Origin of the sequence: Streptomyces sedi (genome assembly GCF_006335015.1) — a bacterium.
Taxonomy (GTDB): domain Bacteria; phylum Actinomycetota; class Actinomycetes; order Streptomycetales; family Streptomycetaceae; genus Streptomyces; species Streptomyces sedi.
The window spans coordinates 203,132-225,427 of the sequence record NZ_VDGT01000004.1 but is presented as its reverse complement, the minus strand read 5'-3'; the positions used below and the strand labels follow the sequence as shown (position 1 = coordinate 225,427).

18 protein-coding genes are annotated in these 22,296 nt (G+C 74.2%); 3 read left to right on the top strand and 15 right to left on the bottom strand.

Going from position 1 to position 22,296, the window contains the following annotated elements; genetic code table 11:
• Positions 1 to 287: 287 nt before the first annotated feature.
• Positions 288 to 4,745, bottom strand: a complete 4,458-nt coding sequence (locus tag FH715_RS07655) for a CHAT domain-containing protein (protein ID WP_139642105.1) — start codon at positions 4,743 to 4,745, stop codon at positions 288 to 290.
• 91 nt (positions 4,746 to 4,836) lie between these two features.
• Between FH715_RS07655 and FH715_RS07650 the strand changes: the two genes are divergently transcribed.
• Both FH715_RS07650 and FH715_RS07645 read left to right on the top strand, forming a co-directional pair.
• Complete coding sequence (locus FH715_RS07650) at positions 4,837 to 5,457, top strand: hypothetical protein (protein WP_139642103.1); 621 nt, start codon at positions 4,837 to 4,839, stop codon at positions 5,455 to 5,457.
• A gap of 140 nt (positions 5,458 to 5,597) precedes the next feature.
• A complete protein-coding gene (locus tag FH715_RS07645) occupies positions 5,598 to 8,156 on the top strand; it encodes an NACHT domain-containing protein (protein WP_139642101.1) in 2,559 nt (852 codons plus the stop codon).
• A 178-nt stretch (positions 8,157 to 8,334) separates the two neighbouring features.
• On the opposite strand, the gene FH715_RS28130 is transcribed toward FH715_RS07645, so the two are convergent.
• The 14 genes from FH715_RS28130 to FH715_RS07575 form a co-directional block, all read right to left on the bottom strand.
• Complete coding sequence (locus FH715_RS28130; RefSeq protein ID WP_170184668.1) at positions 8,335 to 8,988, bottom strand: hypothetical protein; 654 nt, start codon at positions 8,986 to 8,988, stop codon at positions 8,335 to 8,337.
• A gap of 128 nt (positions 8,989 to 9,116) precedes the next feature.
• Positions 9,117 to 9,728 carry a hypothetical protein gene (locus tag FH715_RS07635; RefSeq protein WP_246108616.1) on the bottom strand — a complete coding sequence of 204 codons (612 nt, stop codon included), beginning with the start codon at positions 9,726 to 9,728 and terminating at the stop codon, positions 9,117 to 9,119.
• A 37-nt stretch (positions 9,729 to 9,765) separates the two neighbouring features.
• Entirely contained in the window at positions 9,766 to 10,848 is a 1,083-nt protein-coding gene (locus tag FH715_RS07630; protein WP_139642097.1) for a GSCFA domain-containing protein, read from the bottom strand.
• Between the two features lie 20 nt (positions 10,849 to 10,868).
• The gene (locus tag FH715_RS07625) at positions 10,869 to 11,636 is read right to left on the bottom strand and encodes a class I SAM-dependent methyltransferase (RefSeq protein ID WP_139642095.1); all 768 of its coding nucleotides are present in this window, start codon (positions 11,634 to 11,636) and stop codon (positions 10,869 to 10,871) included.
• Positions 11,636 to 12,691: a radical SAM protein gene (locus tag FH715_RS07620; protein WP_139642094.1), complete on the bottom strand. Its 1,056-nt coding sequence runs from the start codon at positions 12,689 to 12,691 to the stop codon at positions 11,636 to 11,638. The genes FH715_RS07625 and FH715_RS07620 overlap by 1 nt, the downstream gene beginning before the upstream one ends.
• 21 nt (positions 12,692 to 12,712) lie before the next feature.
• Positions 12,713 to 14,056: an MFS transporter gene (locus FH715_RS07615; protein WP_139642093.1), complete on the bottom strand. Its 1,344-nt coding sequence runs from the start codon at positions 14,054 to 14,056 to the stop codon at positions 12,713 to 12,715.
• Complete coding sequence (locus FH715_RS07610; protein ID WP_139642091.1) at positions 14,053 to 14,793, bottom strand: 2OG-Fe(II) oxygenase; 741 nt, start codon at positions 14,791 to 14,793, stop codon at positions 14,053 to 14,055. The genes FH715_RS07615 and FH715_RS07610 overlap by 4 nt, the downstream gene beginning before the upstream one ends.
• 50 nt (positions 14,794 to 14,843) lie before the next feature.
• The gene (locus FH715_RS07605; protein WP_139642089.1) at positions 14,844 to 15,566 is read right to left on the bottom strand and encodes a 2OG-Fe(II) oxygenase; all 723 of its coding nucleotides are present in this window, start codon (positions 15,564 to 15,566) and stop codon (positions 14,844 to 14,846) included.
• Positions 15,559 to 15,903, bottom strand: coding sequence for a phosphopantetheine-binding protein (locus tag FH715_RS07600; RefSeq protein ID WP_170184667.1), 345 nt, complete (start codon positions 15,901 to 15,903; stop codon positions 15,559 to 15,561). The genes FH715_RS07605 and FH715_RS07600 overlap by 8 nt, the downstream gene beginning before the upstream one ends.
• The gene (locus FH715_RS07595) at positions 15,893 to 17,317 is read right to left on the bottom strand and encodes an AMP-binding protein (protein WP_139642085.1); all 1,425 of its coding nucleotides are present in this window, start codon (positions 17,315 to 17,317) and stop codon (positions 15,893 to 15,895) included. The genes FH715_RS07600 and FH715_RS07595 overlap by 11 nt, the downstream gene beginning before the upstream one ends.
• Complete coding sequence (locus FH715_RS07590) at positions 17,314 to 18,576, bottom strand: alpha/beta hydrolase (RefSeq protein ID WP_139642083.1); 1,263 nt, start codon at positions 18,574 to 18,576, stop codon at positions 17,314 to 17,316. The genes FH715_RS07595 and FH715_RS07590 overlap by 4 nt, the downstream gene beginning before the upstream one ends.
• Positions 18,566 to 19,543 carry a hypothetical protein gene (locus FH715_RS28125; RefSeq protein ID WP_170184656.1) on the bottom strand — a complete coding sequence of 326 codons (978 nt, stop codon included), beginning with the start codon at positions 19,541 to 19,543 and terminating at the stop codon, positions 18,566 to 18,568. The genes FH715_RS07590 and FH715_RS28125 overlap by 11 nt, the downstream gene beginning before the upstream one ends.
• 301 nt (positions 19,544 to 19,844) lie before the next feature.
• The gene (locus tag FH715_RS07580; RefSeq protein ID WP_139642081.1) at positions 19,845 to 20,138 is read right to left on the bottom strand and encodes an Os1348 family NHLP clan protein; all 294 of its coding nucleotides are present in this window, start codon (positions 20,136 to 20,138) and stop codon (positions 19,845 to 19,847) included.
• 168 nt (positions 20,139 to 20,306) lie between these two features.
• The gene (locus tag FH715_RS07575) at positions 20,307 to 21,455 is read right to left on the bottom strand and encodes a helix-turn-helix domain-containing protein (RefSeq protein ID WP_139642079.1); all 1,149 of its coding nucleotides are present in this window, start codon (positions 21,453 to 21,455) and stop codon (positions 20,307 to 20,309) included.
• Between the two features lie 392 nt (positions 21,456 to 21,847).
• Between FH715_RS07575 and FH715_RS07565 the strand changes: the two genes are divergently transcribed.
• Positions 21,848 to 22,273, top strand: a complete 426-nt coding sequence (locus FH715_RS07565) for a DUF6896 domain-containing protein (protein ID WP_139642077.1) — start codon at positions 21,848 to 21,850, stop codon at positions 22,271 to 22,273.
• The last annotated feature ends 23 nt before the right edge of the window (positions 22,274 to 22,296 follow it).

The following is a 22,296-nucleotide window of genomic DNA, read 5'->3' as shown; positions in this document are numbered from 1 at the left end:
TTCCGCAGACCACTCCCGACGCGCTCGTGAGGCCGAAGCGCTCTCTCACGCTCGCAACGCCGGAGTCGACCCACGTGGTGGAACGATGGCCGCCGTGGAAGTCCGCGCCGAGGACAACCCGAAACACCAGATTCCGAAAGAAATCTGCCCGTCACGCGCCACGTACTCGACCAGTTCGGCATAACAGGAGTGACCGACCGCAGCGGGGCGATGGTCGCCCAAGACCGATCGCGTCCTGAGAGAAGCAGGCTGGACTCCACAGGACCGCGTAGCCGGCCGTCGTCGCGTCAGACGCCGGCGTGAACGTAGGCGGCCCACGCGTGGAGGCGATCGGGGCTCCTTCGGCGTAGGGCTCGTACCGCGTCGTGCAGGGCGTACGCCGCGGTGGGTGCGTCGTGGCCCGTCATGCGGTGGTAGAAGCCCCGGGTGACGCGTTCCGCGTGGGCGCTGTCGATCTCCCACAGGGTGCCCACCGCGGTGGGAAAACCGGCGAGGAGGAACGCGCTGGTGACGTGGAGGGCCTCGTCCGTCAGCCGCTCCGCGCTGCGTGCGGTACCGCACGCAGCGAGAAACGCCAACTGGGCCGACTCCGGGCGTGCTTGGCAGATCTCCAGGACGGACAGCTGTTCACCGCTGGGTAGGTGAAGTCGAGCGCCCGACGGCTCGAACGGGTCGGTGGCCGCGTGGCAGCCGAAGTGCGCCCACGACGTGCCGCCCAGTGCGGCGAGGACGGTGTCGCGGTCGGCGGCGGCACCGACCAGCGGCGCGGGTGCGCCGAGCGACTCGGCGGCGTAGTCCGCGACCGCGGCGACGCCGGGCAGTTGCTCCTCCGGTTCCGCGACGAGAAGCGCGGTGGCATGGCCCATGGCGCCGGCGGCATGGGCCGCGCGGTGTTCTGCGCGGTGTGCCGCGCGGCTGCGGGCGTAGGCCAGGGTCTGGAAGCCGGGGGCGTAGGAGGACACCACCGATTCGAGCGCGGCCCCGCAGCCGCCGCGTTCGCAGTCGGGTGCGGAGCACTCAGCGGCGTGCAGCGGTAGGGCGTGGAAGGCTCCTGTCGGCATCCACCACAGCCGTGGCCAGACCCCGTCGCCGGCGTTCGGTCCGTCGGCCCCGACGAGTTCGAGCACCGGTCCGACGACGGCGTGCCAGGTCCAGGCCAGCACCTCGCGCACCGTCGCTCCGGCGGCAACCAGTCGTGCCGGTGAGGGACGCTCCGCTCCCCGCGCGTGGATGACGTCGAGTGCCTCGCGAAGCCGTCGGGCCGTGTCGGTGACGGCCTCCGCTTCGGCGGGCAGGTGGAGGGCGACGATCGAACGGGGTGTCACGACGATGGCCTGACATCTTCCGTGCGCGTGGTTGAGTACCACGATCGGGCCGTCGCCCGCGAGCGCGCGGATGCGTTCGGCCGAGAGGGGGCGAAGGAAGTCTCCGAAGCCGCGCTGCTGGCGTATGCGCGCCACCAGTTCGTCGAACTCGTGCGAGGCGCGCAGCCTGGCCAGTCGCTCCCGCTCGGGCTGGCCCGGCGGTGACGTGTTCGGCGCGGCCGTCGGGACGGCTGTGAACAGGTCGGTGAGCCGTTCGAACTCACCGGCCAGCTCCGGGTGGTTGGCCCGCAACTCGCCCAGGTCGACGCGGGCCTCCATTCGGCGTGCGAGCAGGAGGCCGCGTCCGCGTTCCAGCAGTTCGGCGGTGCGGTCGATCTCCGGGCCCGTGAGAGGGGCCTCCGGGTGGACGGCGCGCAGCGCCTCGCCGAGCGCCGCGAGATCAGGCAGCAGTCCGTCGTTCGGGCCGCCCTTTCCTCCGGCTTCGCCCGGCTCGCCCGCCTTGTCGACGCGGTGGAGGAGATTCTCGAACGCGCTCGTGATGCCGGGTATCTCGGCGGCTCCTCGGCCGAGGGCGATCCGCGCGAGGATCAGCTGCGCCACGCCGCGGATGTCGCCGTCGAAGGAGGTCAGGGCGTGCTCGGCGGACGCCTGGTCGCTGCCCCGGTCCGTGACGGCGGCCATCGCGTCCACTGCTGTCTCCAGATGGGCCAGCGCCCGGTCGACGCTCTCCTCCCTCATGACCGCCGCTGCCGCCAGGGCGAGCGCGCCGTTCGCCCGGACCCACGCGGGAGTCGCCGGGTCCCGCCAAGTGCTCGGGTCGGCGGGGGCGTCGCCCGTCGGGAAGTCGAGCACGCCGACGAGATGGCGTATCTGCGCGGGGAGTTGATGGCTCGGGGTATCCGTGCCGGCCTGCCGGTCGCCGCCGCCCAGGCGCCCCATGAAGAAGCGCATGGTGGCGGCCCAGCCCTCGGGGGCCCGGTCCCCGACCGAACGGATCACCCGCTCGGCCTCGTCCAGCATGTCTCCGGCGCGCGCCTCGTCGCCCCGACCCCGCACCGTGACGGCACGCTGCACGAGCACGCGCAGGAACGTGCTGGCGAAGAGGAAGTGGTGCCCGTTCTCGGGGGGACATGCCTCGAAGGAACGCCGGCAGCGGGCCACGAGTTCGTCGGAGACGTCGGAGCGGGGCCCGCCCGGGCCCATCGTCTCGACGAGGCCGGCGTAGTACTCGCCCATGAGGTGGTAGCGGAGCGGGCGGCCGGCCGCGGTGTCCCGGGCGTCCGTCTCCCTGCCGAGTTCCTTCAGACGCTCGGCCAACGCCTCGACGCGGCGCAGCTCCGCCGGGTCGAAGCCGAGGAGGTAGTTCTGCAGGGCGTTGTGGAATGTGGTGTGCGTGGTCAGGACGGCCCTGTCCAGCTCGTCGACCAACCCCTCTTCTGCGGGGGGCTCCGCGTTCTCCTGGGCACGTGTCGTGGCGAGGAGCACGGCGGCCTCGCGGGCCTTCTCCGCGTCGAAGTCCCTCAGCGCCGATGAGTTGAGCGCGTGGGCGAACATGCGGCTGAACTCCGGATCGGCGGCGATCTCGGGCTCGTGCTCGCTGGCGTATCGCAGGAGTTCGGCGATCTCCTCGGAACTCGACGAGTCGCCGCGTTCGGCCGCGCGGGCGGCGAGCGCGGCGCCGAGTGACGCGGCGGACCACGCCCTGCCGGAGGGGTCGTCGCCGAAGGCCGGGCCCAGCGTGCGGAGTCGGGCGATGAAGGAGTCGAGGTCCTCGGAAACGCCGGAGTCGTTGTCTTCCATGTCAGACAGGAGCGAGGCCATGTCGGTCAACCGCGTCAGCTGCTCCGCTGACTCCTCCTCCGCGCCCGCCCCCGCCAGGTCGGCGGCGACCGTGGCGAGGGCGACGCCCAGGGCCAGCTCGGACTGTCCGCGCCGCAGTAGCCCGAGTGGCGCGAAGTCTGCGGGGGCTCGGGCTGCCGCCTCCTCGACGAGGTCACGAGCCTCGGCGGCGAGTTGGGCGGCGCCGGTGGCGTCGTCCCGCTGCCGGCTCTGGGCCAGGCAGCCCACGAGAGCGGCGAGCACCGCGACGTAGGCGTGGCGTTTCGGATGCTCGGCGGGAAGCCCGGCCACGGCGAGCCGGAACCGGTCGACCCGTTCCGCGGAGAGCGAGTCGGCGGAGAGTCCCCCCGAGGCCAGGGCGAGAACCTCCAGGTCGATGTCCGGGGGATCGCCCCGACGCGTCTCCCGCTCGCTCACCGTCTCGACGAGACGCCGGGACAGCGGCATTGCGGCCGCGTCTTCGTCGGGCAGTTCCAGAAACTCGCGTAACGCGCCGACGAGTTCCGCGTCCTCCGCGTCGAGTGCCCCCGCCATGTCGTTGGTCGCCGTCAGGAGCGCGGTCCCCTCGCCCAGGGCCTCGCTCGCCGCGGAGGCGTCGCCGCGCTCCGTCGCCATCCCGCCGAGTGCCAGAAGCGCCTGACCCAGCATCGCGGTCGCGGCGCCGTGCGTCTCGTGGCCGGCCGGGCTGCTGGCGAGCGCCGCGCGCAGGCACTCGGTGCCGCGGGTCAGCACGTCCGGGTCCTGTCCGCGCACGCCCGCGGCGACGATGAACGTTCCGAAGTGGAGGTCCCGGTCTTCCAGTCCTCCGGCGGGCGCGCTCTCCCGCTCCCGCAGCGCGCGCAGCTTCGCGGCGATCTCCGGGACGGCACCGGCCGCCGGAGCTGACTCCACCAGCCGCTCGACCTCCGTCAGGGAGGGCTCGCCGAGGAGCCACGCGGCGCTGACCACGGTGTCGAGGGCCACGAGCACGGCCCGGTCCGCGGCGCCCAGGGAAGTTGCGGGCACGCCCCCCGGCGGGGCCACGGCCTCGTGCGTGGAGAGGTCGTGACGCAGCCGCTCGCACGCCACGGCCGCGTGGCGAGCCGCGGTGGCGAGGAACTCGGGCTCTGCCGCGAGCAGGAAGCGGGTCAGCTGGAGCCCGAGGATCTGGAGCACCAGCTCGGGGAACTCCTCGTGGTACCGCGGCCATCGCTCCGTGGCGTGGTCCGCCCAGGCCAGGGCCCGTTCCAACGCGAGCAGCCGCTCCCGGGTGCCCGCGCCCGCCGCCGCGTGGGCCGCGCTCACGACGCCGGCGAAGCGGGCCTCGTGGGAGGGAGCGTCCGGCTCGAAGGCATCGACGAGCGCCTCGGGGAGCCGGCCGCGTGCGCCCTCCGACAACCGTGGCCACAGATGGCCAAAGGTACTCAGGGCGACCATGAGGTTCCGCGAGGCGTCGGGGTCGTCCGCACGTTGGCGGCGCAGCCAGAACGTCCAGAAGACGTCGAGAACGCTGCCGAGGTCGGTCGGTTCGTCAGGCGCGGGCGCGGCCTCGCGCAGCAGGGCCAGCGCGTCGTCCGCGACGTCGTCGCCGGAGAGTGGCACGGCATCACCCCTGGAGTGAGCCGAGACGATGCGTGCTGCGTTCTGACGGATCGAGCGATGCGTCTAGTGGGCGACTGAGGGTGGCGGCGAGGTGATCGGGCTCCTGAGCGACCTGCACACGCGCATACCGGACCGGTGGTTGCTGCGTCGGCTGCTGCCGGCGGCGCTGTTCGTCATGCTCGCGTTCGTGGGCGGCGGCCAGCTCGGCCACGGCGACGCCGGTGACGTGGGTCTCGCACGGGAACGGCTCACGGAGACGCTGCGCCCGGCCGGGGACCGGACCGCGGACGGCCTGGCCTCGTTACTGCTGCTGGCGGCCGTCGCTGTGGCGGCCTCGTTCGCGGTGCCGGTCGCCGCCGACGCGGTCGGAGCGCTCGCGTCCGGGGCCTGGCCCTGGTGGCTGATGCCGTTGGGCCGGCGGCTGATCGCCCGGCGGGTCGACCGGTGGGCGCCGCCCGGTGAACTCGGTCGGGAGTCGGTACGGGCACGCGCCGCCGGCACCGCCCGCGACGCTTACGGCGCGGCGTGTGAGGCCCTGGTGTGGAGTGGGGCGCTCGTGCTCCTCGGCGCGTGGTGGTGGCCGGCGGCCCCGGCCGGGGTCCTGCTGTGGGCCGCGTCCTGGCTGTCGCTGCGCCGAGCCGTCGACGCCCTCTGCCGCACCACGGACGCGGTGGTGCGGCTGGAACGGAGCCCCGAACCCGGCGGCGGGTGACCCGGATCGGTTGTCGGGGCGGCGCGGTGACGGCCCGCCCGCGGCGCTGCCGTCGCGTGGGACGGGTTCGTCGCGGCGGCTGCCTCCACGGGGCCCGGGGCGGTGGGTGGTGCGAGGGGAACCGCCTAGCATCTGGCGGTATGGAGATCGCGTCCGCCTCCGCCCGTGTCGCGGCCGGTGTCGTGGGGCCGCTGGTCAGGAAGTTGTTCGTGCGGGACGGGGTCGGGGCGGGGGTGGTGGACCGGCCGGTGCGGGTTTCGTCGTTGGTCTCGTTCCGCGGGGAGCGGCGCACGCTTTCGGAGCGGGAGCTGCGGAAGCTGGCCGGGGAGTTGGTGCGGCGTTTCCTTGAGGCGAGTGGGCCGCGCGAGGCGCCGGGGGAGGACGGGCGGCGGGAGTTGGTCGAGGCGTTGGTGCGGTCTCTGCACAGCCTCGGGGATCTCGACATGGACGATGTGCAGGCCGTGGCGCTCGGGCACCGGGAGTTGGCGCGGCGGTTGCGGCGGCCGGTGGACGACGTGTCGGCCGAGGTGGAGGCGCACCTGGACGCGTTGTTGGAGGTCGCCTGCCTGCACGTGCTGAACTTCTTCAGTCAGCGGTCGGCCTTCGTCGCCCGGACGCTGGTCGAGCAGACCCGGAGGATCGACGGGCTGGTCACGGCCGTTGGCCTGCTGGCGGAGCGGGTTCCGCGCCGGGCGGCGGAGGATGTGCGGTTCGAGACGCGCTACGCCGAGCATGTGGTGCGCGTGCACGGGCGGTTGAGTGTGCCGGCGCCCGATGTCTCGGCGGGGCCCCGGGTGCCGTTGGACGCCGCCTATGTGTCACTGGAGACGGCGGACGGGCCGGGCGGTCCGGTGGCGGCGGAACGGGTGTTGGCCGGGGACGAACGGGTGTTGCTGCGGGGCGGGGCCGGGGCGGGGAAGAGCACGCTGGCGCAGTGGGTGGCGGTGGCCGCGGCGCGGCAGGACCTCGGCGGGACCCCCGGGTATCTGCTCGGCCGGGTGCCTTTCGTGCTCCCGCTGCGGCGCGTCGTGCGGGAGGGCCGGTTTCCGCTTCCGGAGGATTTCCTGCGCCGGGTGGGGAGTTCGGTCTCCGGCGGGCAGCCCGACGGGTGGGTGGACCGGGTGCTCGGCGCGGGGCGCGGGGTGTTGCTGGTCGACGGTCTGGACGAGGTGGCGGAGAACGCGCGGGCGGAGGCGCGTCGTTGGGTGGACGAGCTGGTCGGGGAGTTTCCGGGGAACCTGTGGCTGGTGACGGCACGGCCCTCGGCGGTTCCCGAGGGGTGGCTGGCCGAGCAGGGGTTCGCCGAGGTGTCGTTGTCGCCGATGGGGCACGGGGAGGTCGCGCGTTTCGTCCGTCGTTGGCACGGTGCCGTCGAGGGCGGCGGGGAGGCCGAGGGGCGCGCGGAGTCGCTGCTGGCCGCGGTCCGGGCGGACGGCGGGTTGGCTCGGCTGGCGACGAACCCGCTGCTGTGCGGGCTGTTGTGCGCGTCGCACCGGGAGGGCGCGGGCGCCTGGCCGCCGAGCGGGCGGGGGGAACTCTTCGAGACCGCGCTCCACATGCTGGGGAAACGCGCGGAAGGCGCGGGCGCGGGTGGGGGCGAGGGCGGGGGCGGGGGCGGGATCGCGGAAGGGGCGCGGGTCCCGCTGTTGGAGCGGCTGGCGTACTGGATGATCCGCAACGGGGTCGCGGAGGTGGAACGCCGGGACGCGCTGCGCCAGGTCGAACGGGCGCTGCTCACCCTGCCGGGGCACGCTTCCGTCTCTCCGGCGGAGGCGTGGGACGCCCTGGTGGAGGGGTCCGGGGTGCTGCGGGAATCGGCCGCCGACCGCTACGAGTTCGCGCACGGCACCTTCCGTGACTATCTCGGGGCGAGGGCCCTTCTTGAGGAGGGGGACTTCCCGCTGTTGCTGGGTAACGCCCACGAGGCCAGCGGGGAGGACGTCGTGCGGATGGCGGTGGTGCGGGGGCGGCCGGAGGAGGCGGCTCGGATTCTCGACGGGCTGGTCGAGGGCGGCACCGTGCGCGGGGCGTTGCTGGCGGCGGCCTCGCTGGAGCACGCGGGGTTCGTCGATCCGGCGGTGCGGGCCCGGGTCGTGGCGCGGGCCGCCGAGCTGGTTCCGCCTCGGAGTTGGGCGGCGGCGCGGCGGTTGGCGGACGGGGGCGGAGGCGCGGTGCTGGAGCTGCTGCCGGGGCCGGAGTCGTGCGGCGACGAGGAGGCGCCTTTCGTCGTCGCGGCGGCGACGCGCACGGGCGATGACGCGGCGATCCCGCTGCTGGCGCGCTATCGCGACCATCCGAGCCTGGAGGTACGCCGCCAACTCGCCTGGTGCTGGCACCGTTTCGACACCGAACGGTACGCCGAGGAAGTGCTGCGGCACGTGGACGAGCGGGACGTCTACTTCACCGTTCACCGTCCGGAGCATCTGCGGGTGTTGCGGGGCCTCGGCGGGCGGAGCCGGGTGCAGGTGGCGTTCGACTGCGCCCCGGCCGAGCTGGTGGAACTCGTCGACGGCGAGCGCCTGACCCATCTGTGGCTTCGCGAGGGGCTTCCGGCGGGGAACGCGGACGGGGCCGGATGGCTGGGGGCCCTTCCCGCGCTGCGGGTGCTCGTGCTGCCCGAGGGGGCGGCCGGCGGAGCGGGGGGCGTGCCGCCCGGGGTCGAGGTGCGGTGGGCGCGCCGGGGCGAGGTCGTCTCCTGAGGCCGGCGGCGGGTGGATGTGCTCGATCCGCCGCACGGCGCGAAGGTGCGCCTCCTCGGCGCCGGGGCGGAGCGGCTGCGGCCCGGGGTGCGACTGCGCGGCGCGGGCGTCGGGGGTTGAGTGCGGCGTGGGGATGCGGAAGGTCCGCGGCGGGCCGGTTCGGTTTGTCCGCTGGGGTTCACCCCTCCGCGCCGTCGAGCAGTTCCAGGAGCGCGGTGGCCAGGCGTGCGGCGGGGGGCCGGTGGCCGTGGCGGGGTGGGGCGTGGTGGCGGTGGGCGGCGAGGTAGGCGTTGACGTGGGCGGTGGGGAAGGTGGCGGTGTAGGCGGCGGGGTCGGAGGCCGCGTAGGCGGCGGCCAGTGCGGGGGTGAGCGCGAGGGCGTGGGCCTCGGCGAAGCAGCGGGCGTCGGTGTCGGCGATGCGGCGGGCGGTGTTGTCGGCGAAGCGGCGTGCCTCGTCGGGGCCGCGCCCGTGGCCGGTGGCGTCGGCGAGGGCGGTGGCGTGGGCCTTGGCGTGGAACTCGGCGTGGGGGAACGCGGCGCGGTGGAGGGTGAGCAGCGCGGGGTGGAGCGCGGCGCGCCAGTCGGCCTCCGGCGCCGGCCGCCCCTCGGCGGCCTCCGCGTGTAGTCGGCGGAGCGGTTCGTAGACCGGTTCGGGTGGCTCCGTCTCGGCGAGGAGGGGGAGCACCGCGCGGGCGTGCCAGTCGTGGACGAGGCGGAACGGGACGCCGCCGGCCGGCAGGGCGCGGGTCAGCGCGGCGGGTTCCACGGCGAGCGGGGCGGCCAGTCGGGTCAGCCACTCGGGCGCCCCCGGGGGGCGGGCTGCTGGGTGCACGGTCGTTCCTTCCTCCGGGCGCGGGGTGGGCGGCGGGTGGTCCCGTTCGGAGTTCCCGGGGCGCGGGGTGGGCGGCGGGTGTCGCGTTCGGGGTCCTCGGGGCGCGGGGTGGGCGGCGGGTGTCGCGTTCAGAGTCCCCGGTCGAGCAGGTCGGCGACGATCAGCCGGCCGAAGGCGACGTTGCCGTGGAGGGGCGAGTCGGGGTCGCTGAACTCCGGGCGTTGGCGGCCGTGTTCGTCGGTGGCCTTGGGGCGCGGGTCGACGATCTCGGCGCCGCACTCCTCGACCGCCTCGCGCACGGTCTCCTGGAGCGCGGCGAAGACGGCGGGGTCGGCGCCCTCCGGCACGCGTTGCGGCGGCAGCACGGCGACGACGCGTGGGCTGACCTCGACGGCGTGCCGGTAGAACTCCAGCGCGTGGCGCGTCAGGGCGCGCGCGAGCGTGCGGAAGAACGGGCTCTCCAGAAAGCCGTCGGGGAAGCCCTCGGGGAAGCCGTCGCCGACGCGGTGGACGCGCCAGAGTTCCACTCCGGCGAGGGAGGTCAGCGCGCAGCCGAAGGTGGAGACCAGCGGCACGGGGACCTCGCCCAACTCCCGCGCGCCGAAGCGCGCGAGGTGGTCCCGGTAGAGCTTCTGCGCCAGCGGGCCGCGGAACGTCAGCCGGCCGTCGGTGAGTCGGGCGAAGTCGGTGACGAAGTCCCGGCCGACGCCGAGCGGTCCGCCGTGGAACGGGACGCGCATCGCCCGGCCGGCGCGGCCGATCGGTCCGGCGTGGCAGTCACCCAGCAGCAGGAATCTCGCGGGGGGTCCGGCGGGAAGTCCGGTGGGGGCCGTAGTAGTCGAGGAGTGCGTCATCGCAGTATGCCTCTCCGCTCCGTGCGGCCTGCTGGGGTGAACGTTCCGCCACCGGGCGCCGGGTGACCGGGCCGACGAAGTGGCTCATCACGAAGGCGACGCCCTCCGGGGTCACCGACCGCAGGTTGGGTTGGAAGAACGCGCCGCGGAACGGGAAGCCGCTGATGATCTCGTACGCGGGGAAGTAGTCGGTGAGCGCGTCGTCGGCCGCCACCTGGCCCGCCACGGCGCGCAGCACCGACTTGGCCTGGGTGGTCGCGTCGAGCACGTGCCGGTCGGTCGCCGTCGCGGTGAGCGGCACGGGCGAGACGGTGAGCACCACCCGCAGCGCGGGGTTGGCGGCGCGCAGCAGGGCGAGGGCGGCGGTGAGGTCCTCGTGCACCTCGGGGTAGGAGTGCTGGTGGAACTCGTGCTCCTCCGGGTCGAAGACGCCGTGCCGCACGCCGGGGCAGAGCTGGTAGGTGGCGTGGTGGTGCCGGGAGCGCCACGCCTCGGTGAGGCCGAGGGTGATGATCATGCAGGAGGCGTCGGCGACCGCCTCGCGGATCGCGGCGAGCGTCGCGGCGCGGGCGGCCAGCATCTCCTCGGTGCTCGCGTGCCCTTCGGGTTCGACGGTGGGGCGGAACGGGTCGCGGTGCCGGCCGTCCTCCGACCACGACTCCTCGGGCGGCGCGCTCTCGCCGTGGGCCCAGGCGACCCACTGCCGCAGCATGGCGGCGGTGTAGACGTTGCCGGTGCGGAAGGAGAAGACGCCGTACTGGCGCCGTCGGCGTTCCTCGGCGGTCAGTCCCGGCGGCGGGGGCTCGGCGTCGTGCCAGAACATGCCGTGCTCCAGCAGGGCGCGGCCGATGTGGGCGGCGAAGCAGGAGCCGACGGTCAGCACGGGCTCGTCCTGGCCGAGGGTGAACGAGGGCCGCCACAGGTCGCCGATGCCCTCGGGCCCCGGCTCGGCGACCGCGGTCCGCCAGAAGGCGCGCGGCGGCTGGGATTCATAGGGATTGTTCATATGCGCGCTCCGGTTCCCGCTCAGGGGAGGGTGAGGGTCTCGGCGTCCCGCTGGAAGAGGCCGCCGAGGAGGAAGGGCGGCCCGTAGTACGGGGCCTCGGGCGGCTGTTCACGCAGCGAGCGGATCTCCAGCTCGGTGAGGCCGGCGAAGATCCAGCGCAACTCCTGGGAGGTGTAGGCGAGTCCGCCGTAGAGCTTGCCGTCGCGGTAGAGGGTGGGGTCGGGGACCGGTGAGCCGGAGCCGGGCGCCCAGGCGGCGAACGCGGCCAGCACCAGGTGTCCGCCGAAGGCCAACGTCCGCTCCAGCAGCTGGAGGTAGCTGATGCGGCGGTGCGGCGGCAGATGGTGGAAGAAGCCGGAGTCGACGACCAGGTCGTAGGGGCCGGTCAGTTCGGCGCGGGTGAGCGCGAACGCGTCGCCCCGGTGCAGGCCGACCTCCACGCCGGCCTCGCGCGCCCGGTCACCGGTCCAGGCCAGGGCGTCGGGCGAGATGTCGACGGCGTCCACCTGGAAGCCGTGGGAGGCGAGATAGACCGCGTTGCGGCCGGGCCCGCAGCCGAGGTCGAGGGCGCGGCCGGGGGTGAGCCGGCCGGATTCCACGTAGCGTGCGAGGTGTTCGTCGGGCTTGTTGACGAAGAACGGCACCTCGCGTTCCCGGTCCGCGTAGTACTGGTCCCAGTAGTCGACGCCGCCGGCGGTGGTCCAGCGGTCGGCGTTGGCCGGGAAGAGCCCGTCGAGGAGGTCCAGCACGTCGTCCACGCTGCGCACATGGCGCGAGAGCGGTCGCATCACGCCACCCCCGGCGCGCGGTGCGCGGCGGTGGCGGGCGGGTTGCCGTGGGTGGCGGGTTCCCCTACCTCGGCGGGTTCGGCGTCGAGGAAGACGGAGCCGCTCCGGGTGAGTCCGGCCCTGGCGATGACCTCGCCGGCGTAGTCGCGCCTGACCACGAAACGGTCGCGCCCGTAGATCAGATAGCGGTCGCGCTGTTCGTCGGGCGTGAAGTTGACGGTCATCACGTTGGCGCCGGCGCGCAGCCCCCGGTACTGGCCCTCGTCGGCGCGTTTGGAGAGCGCGCTGACCGAGGGGATGAGCCAGCTCGGGTCGAGCAGCCGGGAGACGGCGATCGCGTTCAGGGTCAGCTCCACGTCACCCGGCGGGTGTGCGGCCAGCGGGGTGTCGGGGGCCGGGATGAACGGCGCGACGCTGGCCATGTGGACGCCGAGGTCGCGGGCGAGGACCAGGTCGCGGGCGACGGCGGCCACGTCCTGGCCGGGCAGCCCGACGATCGAGCCCGTTCCGACGCGGTAGCCGAGGTCCAGCAGGTCGGTGAGGCACTTCAGCCGGGACTCCAGCGACTCGTGGCGCATCCGCCGGTTGAGCTCCGGGTCGCCGGTCTCGAACTTCAGGATGTAGCTGGTGGCGCCGAGTTCGCGCAGCCGGGCGTACTCGTCGCGGCGCTTGTTGCCGAGGTTGAGCAGGATCTCCACCCGGTCGCCGTAGAGGGCGCGGACGCCGGGGATCGCCTCGGCGACGACCCGGGTGGTCTGGGGGATCTCGCCGCCCTGGAAGAAGACCACGTCGATGTCGCTGGCCCGGATCGAGGCGGCGGTGTCGACCAGCCGTTCCGCGTCCATCCGGAAGTCGCTGTTGTGGCGCGTGTTGTCGCGCCGCATGGGGCAGAAGTCGCAGTTGACGCGGCACTGGTTGGTGATCTCGGAGACGCCGCGCACCACGACGCCGTCGCCGAAGACCTTGTGCCGCGCCGCCCTGGCGCGTGCGAAGAGCTGTTCCTGTTCCGCTCCGCGGAGCAGCAGAAGCTCGGTCACGTCCCGCTCGTCAAGCATGTGGGAAAACCCTCCCGTTCCTTAGGCGGCCGGGGCCGCCGAGACGTCCGTCGCGGCCGGATCCCGTTCGTTGTCCCGGTCGTTCGCCGCCGCGGTGCGCGCGCTGACCCACCGCACCGGGAGGACGCTGGCCAGGAAGAGCACGCCGAGCGCGTACCAGCCGGCCGGCCCGCCGCCGGCCGCGAACCAGCCGAAGAGCGCCGGCGCCGTCAGGCTCGCCACGTCGAAGCCCATGCCGTAGACCCCCTGGGACTTCCCGTAGGAGCGCTGCGGCACGATCTCGTAGAGCAGCCCGGTGGAGCCCACGTTGGTCAGGATGTTGCCGCCGACCAGCGCGACCGCGAGCAGCACCACCGCGCCGAGCGCCGCCGCGACGCCCGCCCGGTCCGAGGCGAACGCCGCGACGGGGAACATGACGGCGGCGACGGTGAAGAGCGCCGCGCCCCACTGGGCCGCGCGCGCGGCCTGCCACACGGTGGTGACCCGGCGCGCGACGGGGACCTGGAAGAACACCACGCCCAGCGTGTTGACGACCAGCGCGACCGAGACGATCCACAGCGGCACGTCCATCCGGGCGCCCACCCACAGCGGGACGGCGATCGTCAGCATCGGCTCGGCGAGGAAGAACAGCCAGCCCGTCACCATCAGCGCGACCACGCGCGGGTCGCGCAGGACGCCGCGCGCCGGCTCCTCGCCGTCCGCCCGCGCCGGCTCCTCGGCCTCCCGCGCGGCGGCCTCCAGGGCGGCGACCGGATGGCGCAGCCGCCACACCAGGAAGCCCACGACGAGGAGCGCGACCCCCTCCAGCACGAAGGAGGCGCGGAACGCCGGCCCGCTGTCCAGCGCCAGCACCACGGCGCCGAGGCCGAGGCCGACGATCATCGCGACGTTGCTCATCGCCCTGACCACGGCCCGGAAACGCAGCCGGCGTTCCCGTTCCACCGCGCGCCCGACGAGCGCCGCCAGGATCGCGGCGCTGCCCCTGGCGCTCATCACCAGGACGCCGAGCAGCCCGAGCGCCACCAGCGGCGAGGCCACCGTCAGCGCGAGGGTGGCCAGCGCCATCGTCCACATCAGACAGGCGTAGAGCACACAGCCGTTGACCCGGTCGGCCAGCGTGCCGATCGCGGGGCCGGCGACCAGCCCCAGCACGGCGGCGACGGTCGCGCCCAGGCCGTAGACCGCGGGGCTCAGCCCCTGCTGGTGCAGCATGTACACCACCAGCACGGAGAACGAGAGCCCGGTGGCCACGTACAGCGTGATCAGGGCCCAGGCCAGCCGCCGTTCGACCGGGCCCCTGACCTCGCCGCGCCAGGAGACCGCGCCGAGCGCCCTGGCCAGCGGGCCGGTGCTCCCTCCCGTCATGACGTGCCGCGTCCGGCCTCCGGCGCCGCGCTTCCGTCCAGCGCGCCCAGCAGCCGGCGGAAGCTGGCGCGGGACTCGGTGACGCTCTCCGGCAGCTTCTTCCAGACGTGCCCCGTGAGGCTGGTCCGCACCAGGCCGGCGGTCGGGTCGACGCGGTTGACCTGGTGCGGGGTGCCGGCCCTCAGATACAGCAGGCGGTTGGGGCGGGGCAGCACGGCGACGGGGACGCGGTCGGAGTCGCGGACCCAGCCGGCGACGTCCGCCGGGTCCAGGCCGTCCCTCGGCTTCGACGCGTCCTCGTCGAGCAGCAGCGTCTCGCCGCCCCAGGAGGCGCGCCACTCCGTGTGTAGGAAGAGGATGTAGGAGCCCTGCCGCCCGCCGCCCGCGTCGCTGTGCCAGCCGAGCCGGGAGCCGGCCGGGTAGTTCCAGAACGTGAACCCCGTCTTGTCCCAGTCCTCGCCCGGGACGCCGAAGGTGGCCGGCTCGTCGGCGACCAGCCGGAGGATCCGCGCGTACGCCGCCGGGTCGCCGGCCGTGCGCCCGTCGGTGGCGCCGCGCACCACGGTGCGGCGACCGCGGCGGGCCGCGCCGTCCTCGGCCTGGATGACGGAGACGGTCGAGTTCACCGCGTCGGAGAACGCGGAGCGTTCCGCCACCCCGCGCAGCTCGGCGAGTTCCTCGTCGTCGAGGAAGTCGTCGACGACGGTGAAGCGTTCCCCGCGCTGTGTGATCCGCATGGTTCCTCCCTCTGGCCTTTCGCGCCCGTGTGTGGTCGGTTTCGGCGCGTTCATCGGGTCGCCGGCGTTGATTCCCGGACGAGTCTCCTCAGGGCGTCACGGGCCGCTTCGGTGTCCTCTTCCGATTTCTTCGATATGAATCCGGTGAGCGTGCGGCGGTCCGAACCCGAGGTCGGGTCGACGCGGTTGATCTGGTGCGCCGTTCCGGCTTTCACCAGCACCAGCCTGTTCGGTTTGGGAACGATGGCGACCGGGCTGACCGAGGAGTTCCGCACCTGGAGCTCCATCTGCGCGATGAAGTCCTCGAAATCGCCGCTCGAAGCGCGCGGCGGGTCCTCGTCGAGAATCATCAGCTCGCCGCCCCAGGAGGCGCTCCACTCCTCGTGGAGAAAGAGAATGTACTCGCCGACCCGGCCGCCGCCCACGTCGTTGTGCCAACTCAGCCTGCTGCCCGCCGGATAGCGCCAGAAGGTGAAGGCGGCGCGGTTCCAGTCCTCGCCGCGCTCGCCGAATACCGCGGTCTCTTCGGCCACCGTGCGCAGAATCCGTTCATAGGCCCTCGGCCGGCCCGCGCCGTCCGCGGCGCCGAGCGCGGCGCCCTTGAGGTAGGCGCCCCTCGAACGGTGGGCAGTGCCGTCGCTGTCCGGATAGATGACGCTCCTCACCTCGGAGAAGGTGGAACGGTCGGCCTGTCCGCGCAGTTCGGCGAGCGTCGCCTCGTCGAGGAAGTCGTCGAAGACGACAAACCTCTCCCTACGGTGTGTCTCACGCATCGTTTCCTTCTCCCTTCAGCTCGGCCAGGGCCGCACTCCAGCCGGATACCGTGCGGAACTCCGCGTCCACCAGGGTGTTCTCCGGGAGTTCGAGGCCCGTTTCCTCACCCACCCGCACCGCCAGCCTGATCCAGTCGAGGGAACCGAGCCCGAAGCCGACCAGATCCCGGTTTCTGAGGCCCTCGTCGGCCAGGATCTCCTCGCGGGAGAACGCGGTGGCTCCGATCTCGACCAGGGTGCGGGCGAGTTGCCCGGCGACCAGATTCCGGAACTCGGTGGCTGAGCCTCCCCCGACGCTCCCCTGACTCTCCGCCCAGTCGCCGCTCTCAGCGCGCACGTTTTCCCCCACGTTTCTCCTTGTCGCGAATCCAGGTGACCAACGCGTCCCGGTCGAGCTTTCCCAGCACATCGCGCGGCAGCGCCTCGCAGCGCAGCACACACGGGCGGGGCAGGGATTCCGGGAGTGCGCTCATCACGCGTTCCCAGTCGTCCTCCCCGAGCGGGGAAAGGCTTTCGACGACCACATAGAGGTCCTCGAACTCGGGGGTGCCGCTCCGGGGGAGCACCAGCGGCTGGACATCGGTGACCCCGCGCAACGCGCCCAGGGCGCCCGTGAGTTCGGCGGTGTCGACGAAGCGGTCGTTGAGCCGCAGCCCGGGGCGGAGCCGTTCGAGGTGGTGGCAGACCCCGTCGGGGTCGCGGCGCACCAGGTCGCCGGTGTGCCACAGCCCGGTCGGCTCGGCGCCCAGCACGCCCTCCACAGGCGCCGGCGTCTCCAGCACCAGCTCGCCCGTCGCTCCCCTCGCCGGCCGCCGCACCCGGACTCCGGCGACCGGGCGGCCGATGCCCTCGCGGCCGAGGAAGACACCGCCGGTCTCGGTGGAGCCGTAGCCCCGGTGCAGCCGCCTGCCGAAGCGCGCGGCGAAGGCCGTGTCCAGCGCGTCGGACACGCCGCCGGCGCCGACCAGCGCGAGCCGCACCCGTCGTGCGCCGTCGCGCCGCACCTCGACGAGCAGCCGCGCCAGCGCGGCCGTCAGCGCGACCACCGACACCGCGCCGGTGTCCATCAGCCGCGCCAGCGTGCGCGCCCTGGCGGGCGGCGTGGTGTCGAGCGCGCAGCCCGTCAGCAGCGCGCTCATGGCGACGCCCCAGCCGTAGGAGTGGGTGAGCGGAACGGGGACGGCGACCCGGTCGGCCGATGTCAGCGCGAGATGCTCGCGATAGCCCTCGGCCTCCGCCAACACGCTGGCGACGCCCCGGCGGACCAGCTTGGGCTCGCCCGTGCTGCCGGAGGTCGGCATCAGCACGGCCGTCCGCTCCAGCCCGGCGACGGGGGCGGCGTCGGTCGCGGGCAGCGCCTGCGCGGACGGGCCGAGGCGGCAGACGCCGTGGGCCTCCCGAGGCAGCCGGCGGGTCGCGGGCGCCACCAGCGGAACGGCGTCCAGCCGCCAGGCCGCCACCATCCCGCCGAGCGCCTCGACCGCGTCCAGACCGGTCAGCAGCACGATCGCGCCGGGGCGCACGCCGGCGCGCCGCAGCGCGGCCTCGGCGGCCCCGACCACGTGGGGGCCGAGCGCCCCGCCGTCGACCCGGGACCGGCCCTCCAGCACCAGCTCGGCCAACTCCGGTCGCTCGCCCAGCGTTTCCGACCGTTCCACGGCCGAGTCCGACCGTTCGACGCCCGGTTTCGGGCGCCCCTCGTCCCGCTCCGACCGTTCGGTGGCCGTCGTCGGCTCGTGCCCCCGGCTCATCGTTCCTCCCCTGTCCGCGACGCGTCCGGGCCGTCCCCCGCCGCGGGGACCGGCAGCGTCACCGTCTGCTCGTCGAGCAGCGCGGGGTCCGCCTCGGCCCGGTAGGAGGCGAGCAGCCTGTCGAGCGAGGGGCGGAACTCCACGGTGTGCGCCACCCCGTTGACCGAGACCGCGACCTCGCCCGGCGCGAACAGGTCGCTTCCCAGATGGAGCCGCACCTCGCGGGCGCCGGTCACGGTCACCCGCACCGCGTCCGCCGCCAGCCGCTCGGCGCGCACCTCGGCGACCGCCCCCGGCGCGACGCCCCGCACCGCGACCCAACGCGACCGGCCGTGCCGGTCGTCCAGCGCGCGGTGGGTGATCCGCGCGGCGGGTCCCGGCCGGCGCCGGCCGGCCAGCCAGTCGGCCAACTCGCCCAGCAGCGGCGCCGCCCCGTCGGCCAGGTTCAGCGTCTCCAGCGCGTGCCCGCCGCCCGGCACCTCCACGTGGCGCAGCGCCGGATGCCCCGACTCCCGCAGCGTCGCCACCGACTGCCGGTCGAAGGCGGGCGGTATCTGCGTGTCCTCCGCCCCGTGCACCACGAACAGCGGCAGCGTCAGCACGTTGGGCAGCAGCGCGCGCTTGCGGCGGTCGGTGCCGAACGTCTCCCACATCGACAGCGCCCCGTTGATCGGCACGGCGGCGCAGAGGCGGTCGCCGTAGCGCATCGCCAGGTTCCAGGTGGCCAGCGCGCCCATCGAGGTGCCGGCGAACAGGCAGCGGTCCGGGTCGACGCCGAGCGTGACCCGCGCCCAACGCAGCGCCGCGAGCGGGAAGTCGGCGCCGCGCAGGTCCCAGCTCGGCGCGTCGAAGCGGTTGCCGAAGAGCCCGGCGAGGTCGAGCTGGTTGGAGCGGTCGCGCACGGCGCGGGCGGTCGGCGCGAGGATCGCGACGTTCGCCCGCCGGGCCAGCTCGGTGAAGCGCGGCAGCGTCGCGGGGCCGCTGCCGCCGACGCCGTGCAGCAGCACCAGCGCGCCCAGCGTCCCGGGGTCCGCGCCCTCCGGAACGTGGACGGCCATGTCGGTGGTGCGGCCGTCGACGTCGGTCAGGGGCTCCAGCCGGGTGCCGGGCTCCGGCGCGGGGGCGCCCTCACGGGCGCGCAGCAGCCGCCGCACGCCGTTCGCGTCGAGGCCCGCGCGGTCGACGCGGGCGCGCAGCGCGGACGGGTCGCCGTCGGCGCCAAGCCCGCGCGCCTCGTGCGGGGTTGGCTCACCGGACATGACGCGGCTCCGGAGTCGCGCGGGCGGGCACGGTCGCGGGCGGCGTGTCGGGCGGGGACCCGTTCAGGCTCAGCGTTCCCAGCCGGACGGGCACGCGGTTGCGGCGGCGGGCGCCGGTGCGCGCGAGTCGCAGCGCGCCGAGGACGTCGGCGGCGAGCACCGGGAACTCCAGCGTGCGCGCGCCGACCCGCCGCGCGACCGGGCCCAACGCGTCGACCAGCGCGGCGACCCCGTCCGGCCCGAGGCCGACGCTGGAGACCAGCCGGTCGCCGTCCAGCACCCAACGGGGCCGCGCGTCCGGCACGAGCCCGTCGAGGAGATCCACCCTCCCCTCGGCGGCGGGGCCCTCCACGGCCTCGGGCGGCAGCGTGAACTCCCCGCGGAACGCGGGCGGTCGGGCTTCCGACGCCGTCGCGGTGGCGGCGGGCGCGGTGCCGGTGGGCGCGGTGCCGGTGGGCGCGGTGTCGGCGGACGCGGTGGGCGCGGTGTCGACCGGCGCGGTGCCGGCGGCGCGTTCCTCGGTCGGCAGCGGCAGCGTGATGCGGTGGACCAGCGGCCCGCGCGGGCGGACGCGCAGCAGCTCGGCGATGGCCGACTCCGGCATCCCCGGCTCGTACCAGACGGCGATCCCCGGCAGCCCCTCCGCCTCGGCCGCCGCCCGCAGCGCCAACGCGAGCCGTATCGCGGCGCCCGAGCCGCGCGTGTCCTCGCGCACGAAGACGCCCTTCAGCAGGAGAAGGGGGCCCCAGCGCATCGCACGGTGCACGGCGCTCAGCCTTCCGTCCGGGTCGGTCAGACCCATCCAGCGGAAGTCGTCGCGCGCCGCCAGCTCCTGCCCCAACCGCTCGGGCGTCAGCCCGAACCCGCCGGTCAGCGCACGGATCTCGGCCATGTCCGCCGGCCGCAGCGCGCGCACGGCTGACGGCCTGGGGCCGGTGGTGTCTCCGGTCGAAACGGCGGCAGTCATGGAAACCCCCTCGGCTGGGACGGCGGGCGGTGAACGGTGGGCGGTGAACGGTGGGCGGTGAACGGTGGGCGGTGAACGGATCAGAAAGGGAGACGTCCGGGAAACGCCGGTTCCCGCGGGCGCGAAGGGATTCCCGGAATCACGGCCCGAACGGAAAGGCGTACCGAAAGGGCGGGCGTGGCCTGATGGCGCGAACATTTCGACCACCAGGCCACGGTCACGCGAAACCCGTTGACTATCCGGCGGTTTCTATCAACTACCAGAGATCACGCGGGCAAACGACGGCAAAGCCGTCGCCCCCTCAGACGGGGTCGCAGGAAGGCGCGGCGACCTTGTAGAGGAACTCGGCGTCGACCAGGTTGAACAGCGCCTCGCAGGCGCCGTCGAACCGCTGCGGGTCGACGACCATCAGGCTGTCCATGCCCTCCTTGTCGAAGGCCAGCCCCGCCTTCTCCATCGTGTTGCGCGGGTCGTCGGCGAGGCGCTTCGCGAAGTCCTCGTCGTAGGTCAGACGCCCGATGAGCGCGTCGATCGTCGAGCCCGCTCGCAGCGCGGAGTCGACCTGCTCCCGCGTGAGCTGGAGAGTTTCTGCCATGCCTGAACACCTCCGTGGCGTTGTGGAATTGCGAAAGCACAGTAAGCGGGCCGTCAACTGACTGTCAACGAACGGGTTTTCATGCTGGGAAATACTTCGCCGTGTTCCCCGCTGCGGGAATTCCCGTTCGACTGAAGGGAAACACCGGAGCCGTTCAATGCGCGACGTTCAACGCGCGACGCCGAGGTCGTCCCGGGAGTGTTCCCGTTCCAGCATCTCGACGGCGAACCGCTCCCAGGCGCGCGCATAGTGGCTCGCCACCTCGGCGAGCGCCTGGGCGCAGTGCGGCGGAACGGCGGCCAGCAGCTGTTCCCCGGCGGCCAGCACCTGGGCCTGCCCGTTGAGCCAACGCAGCAGCGCGCGCCCGCTGTCGGTGAAGCGGAGCGAGGGGTCGTTGGAGAGGATCTCCAACGCGCGAATCCGCATCTGGGCGATGTCCTCCTCGTCGCCACCGCCAGGCCGCCGCCCCGCGGGGAGCGAGGTGAGCCCGCGCCGCGCCGCCTCGCTGACCAGCGCGGCCAGCGGCGAGGCGTCGCCCCGCGCCTCGGCCGCGCCCGGCTCCGGCGCCCGTTCCGGCTCCGACCCCGGCTCCGGTGCCCGCTCCGGCCTCGCCGCCGGCCCCGACCCCGGGGGCGGAAGCGGAGCGCCACCGTCGGCCGCCCGTTCCGGCGCGATCTCGCCCGCGCGCAGCCGCTGCCGCAGCCGGTGCGCGGTGCTGATGGAGACGCCGGCGCCCGCGGCCACCTCGCGCAGCGTGGCGCCCGGCCGCTGGGCCAGCAGCGCCAGCGCCCGTTCGCGACGCTCCCCCGTGTCGACCGGACGCAGCCTGCCGTCCCTGCCGACCCGGGTCGGCGGCGGGTTCGAGTGAGGAGATTCCTCGGTGGCAAGCCTGCCCCGTGCCGCGCCCACGGTCTTGGGCGAGACACCGGTGACGGTCGCGATGGCCCGGTCCGACCAGTGGGCGTGGGTGGCGAGAATCCGCGCGACGGCCGCCCTGCGGTCGCTCCGGCTCAGCGGCAGACCGTGGTTGACGTTGCTCTGCACGGAGCGGATGAACATCTCCTCCGGCGCCCCGTCGACGTACCGGACGGCGATCCGCCGTTCGCCACGCAGGATCGTGGCCCGCAGCCGGTGCATCCCGTCGACCACCCGCCGCGGCTCCCGATGGACCAGGATCGGCTCGAACACCCGCCCGCTCTCGGCCAGTCCACGGGCGTGGTCCTCGTCCAGTCCGCCCAGGCGGGGCGAGTCCGCGGGGAGCAGTTCGTCGACCGGAACGTAGTGAACCGGTCGCGGTTGCTGAACTTCGTGAAACAACGTCCTGTCCTCTCAACCCGGCGCCGGCGGCGGGAAACCCCTGGAGCGGCGCACCCCCGTCGCGCCGCTCCCGCCGGGACGAGCCCGGCCCCGTTTCCTCCCGCCGGCCCACCCGTTCCCCCGGACCCGGCCCCCAGGCACCCGCCCCCCGGCCGAAACCGCGGCCCCGGCCCGCCGACTCCCCCGCTCGGCACTTCCCCTGTCATGCCGTTGCCTCAACCCCCTGTTGATAGCGATCGCATACAGGGGGAACGTCACAGATGCACTACCTCGGCGTCAAGTCTCCGAACACTAGGCGCAGTTCATTTGCAGCAACAAACATTGACCCGCTGCGCCGCGCCCGGCAGACGGTAGGGGGAACGCCGGGTGGCGGCGAGCGGCAGCATGGGGGCATGGAGACCGAGCACCGCGACGACCCGCCGGCACACGAGGCGGTCGACCGCGCGCTGAGTGCCTTCCGAGAGGGGCGCCGGGCGATGGCGCGACGGGGCGGGGTCGCGTCCGTGGAGGGGATCGTCGGCGCGGTCCTGCGGGGGGCGTTGCCGAGGGCGGGACGGACGGGCGAGGGGTGGGAGTACCAGGTGCACGGGATCGGCTACACGGTCACCCTCGCCGACGGCGGGGACGTGCACCTCGACGCGGCGCCGGGGGGCGGGGCGTGCTTTCGCGCGTTCGACGTCCGGCAGTACCTGGAGTCGGCCTCCGACGCCGCCGCCCCCGCGGGGCTAGGTCGTCTCGGGGCGGAGCTGCGCCGCAGGGCGGGGCGCGGCGAGTTGACGGCCCTGCCCGGCGGGGGGTTTCTGCTGCCCGAGGGGTGACCGTTTGCCGTTCCCCGTGCGGG

What these genes read in the sequence shown, in the direction of transcription:
- FH715_RS07615 (WP_139642093.1), bottom strand. Translation starts at nt 14,056, where the DNA reads ATGACGGGAGGGAGCACCGGCCCGCTGGCCAGGGCGCTCGGCGCGGTC.
- FH715_RS07645 (WP_139642101.1), top strand. Translation starts at nt 5,598, where the DNA reads ATGGAGATCGCGTCCGCCTCCGCCCGTGTCGCGGCCGGTGTCGTGGGG.
- FH715_RS07625 (WP_139642095.1), bottom strand. Translation starts at nt 11,636, where the DNA reads ATGCGACCGCTCTCGCGCCATGTGCGCAGCGTGGACGACGTGCTGGAC.
- FH715_RS07565 (WP_139642077.1), top strand. Translation starts at nt 21,848, where the DNA reads ATGGAGACCGAGCACCGCGACGACCCGCCGGCACACGAGGCGGTCGAC.
- FH715_RS07630 (WP_139642097.1), bottom strand. Translation starts at nt 10,848, where the DNA reads ATGAACAATCCCTATGAATCCCAGCCGCCGCGCGCCTTCTGGCGGACC.
- FH715_RS07605 (WP_139642089.1), bottom strand. Translation starts at nt 15,566, where the DNA reads ATGCGTGAGACACACCGTAGGGAGAGGTTTGTCGTCTTCGACGACTTC.
- FH715_RS07595 (WP_139642085.1), bottom strand. Translation starts at nt 17,317, where the DNA reads ATGAGCCGGGGGCACGAGCCGACGACGGCCACCGAACGGTCGGAGCGG.
- FH715_RS07590 (WP_139642083.1), bottom strand. Translation starts at nt 18,576, where the DNA reads ATGTCCGGTGAGCCAACCCCGCACGAGGCGCGCGGGCTTGGCGCCGAC.
- FH715_RS07580 (WP_139642081.1), bottom strand. Translation starts at nt 20,138, where the DNA reads ATGGCAGAAACTCTCCAGCTCACGCGGGAGCAGGTCGACTCCGCGCTG.
- FH715_RS07620 (WP_139642094.1), bottom strand. Translation starts at nt 12,691, where the DNA reads ATGCTTGACGAGCGGGACGTGACCGAGCTTCTGCTGCTCCGCGGAGCG.
- FH715_RS07635 (WP_246108616.1), bottom strand. Translation starts at nt 9,728, where the DNA reads ATGCGCGTCCCGTTCCACGGCGGACCGCTCGGCGTCGGCCGGGACTTC.
- FH715_RS28125 (WP_170184656.1), bottom strand. Translation starts at nt 19,543, where the DNA reads ATGACTGCCGCCGTTTCGACCGGAGACACCACCGGCCCCAGGCCGTCA.
- FH715_RS07610 (WP_139642091.1), bottom strand. Translation starts at nt 14,793, where the DNA reads ATGCGGATCACACAGCGCGGGGAACGCTTCACCGTCGTCGACGACTTC.